Raw genomic sequence first — 1,878 nt, forward strand, 5'->3', positions numbered from 1 at the left:
CTGGTAAGTTCGTCGGATGCTTTCGATGTTTTTTAGGACCAGTTTCAGTGTAGCGCTCTAACCAGCTGAGCTATGGGACTCAATCTTAGTTGTTGTATCTTAATATTTTGAAGTGACAGCGAAAAAAGAAAATAAATCTAGTTACAACTAAATTCTTACTACATAAACTAATATGTAACGGTCGTATTTCTCTAGAAAGGAGGTGTTCCAGCCGCACCTTCCGGTACGGCTACCTTGTTACGACTTAGCCCTAGTTACCAGTTTTACCCTAGGTCGCTCCTTGCGGTGACGAACTTCAGGTACCCCCAGCTTCCATGGCTTGACGGGCGGTGTGTACAAGGCCCGGGAACGTATTCACCGGATCATGGCTGATATCCGATTACTAGCGATTCCAGCTTCACGGAGTCGAGTTGCAGACTCCGATCCGAACTGTGATAGGTTTTATAGATTCGCTCCTTATCGCTAAGTGGCTGCTCTCTGTACCTACCATTGTAGCACGTGTGTGGCCCAGGACGTAAGGGCCGTGATGATTTGACGTCATCCCCACCTTCCTCACGGTTTGCACCGGCAGTCTTGCTAGAGTCCCCACCATAATGTGCTGGTAACTAACAACAGGGGTTGCGCTCGTTATAGGACTTAACCTGACACCTCACGGCACGAGCTGACGACAACCATGCAGCACCTTGTAAATTGCCCGAAGGAAAGTCTATCTCTAAACCTGTCAATCTACATTTAAGCCCTGGTAAGGTTCCTCGCGTATCATCGAATTAAACCACATGCTCCACCGCTTGTGCGGGCCCCCGTCAATTCCTTTGAGTTTCATTCTTGCGAACGTACTCCCCAGGTGGGATACTTATCACTTTCGCTTGGCCGCTCAGATCGAAATCCAAACAGCTAGTATCCATCGTTTACGGCGTGGACTACCAGGGTATCTAATCCTGTTCGCTACCCACGCTTTCGTCCATCAGCGTCAATCAATTGTTAGTGATCTGCCTTCGCAATCGGTATTCTATGTAATATCTATGCATTTCACCGCTACACTACATATTCTAACCACTTCACAATAATTCAAGACCATCAGTATCAAAGGCAATTCTACAGTTGAGCTGCAAACTTTCACCCCTGACTTAACAGCCCGCCTACGGACCCTTTAAACCCAATAATTCCGGATAACGCTCGGACCCTCCGTATTACCGCGGCTGCTGGCACGGAGTTAGCCGGTCCTTATTCTTACAGTACCGTCACCAGACTACACGTAGTCCTTATTCTTCCTGTATAAAAGCAGTTTACAATCCATAGGACCGTCTTCCTGCACGCGGCATGGCTGGATCAGAGTCTCCTCCATTGTCCAATATTCCTCACTGCTGCCTCCCGTAGGAGTCTGGTCCGTGTCTCAGTACCAGTGTGGGGGATCCCCCTCTCAGGGCCCCTACCCATCGTAGTCTTGGTAAGCCGTTACCTTACCAACAAACTAATGGGACGCATACTCATCTTACACCGTAACCTTTATTATAAATATGATGCCATAATTATAAACCATAAGATATTAATCCAAATTTCTCTGGGCTATCCCTTAGTGCAAGGCAGATTGTATACGCGTTACGCACCCGTGCGCCGGTCGTCAGCAAGAGCAAGCTCCTCTGTTACCCCTCGACTTGCATGTGTTAAGCCTGCCGCTAGCGTTCATCCTGAGCCAGGATCAAACTCTTCATCGTTGTTTTGTAAATATTCTTAACAACCTAAAATCGTCTAAAACCAAACTCATTCTCTTTTTTAATTCAATAATACTACTAAGTAGCATTATTTTGCTTTCTCTTCAATATGTCAAATAAACTTTTAATTCTTTTAAAAAAACAAAAATCTCACTTATCCTTAAAT

General features: G+C 45.8%; 1 rRNA gene. It reads right to left on the minus strand.

Annotated elements, in window-relative coordinates:
• Positions 1 to 195 precede the first annotated feature (195 nt).
• A 16S ribosomal RNA gene (locus tag BFJ87_RS03690) occupies positions 196 to 1,715 on the minus strand.
• Positions 1,716 to 1,878 lie beyond the last annotated feature (163 nt).

Source organism: Cellulophaga omnivescoria, assembly GCF_001999725.1.
GTDB classification, from domain to species: domain Bacteria; phylum Bacteroidota; class Bacteroidia; order Flavobacteriales; family Flavobacteriaceae; genus Cellulophaga; species Cellulophaga omnivescoria.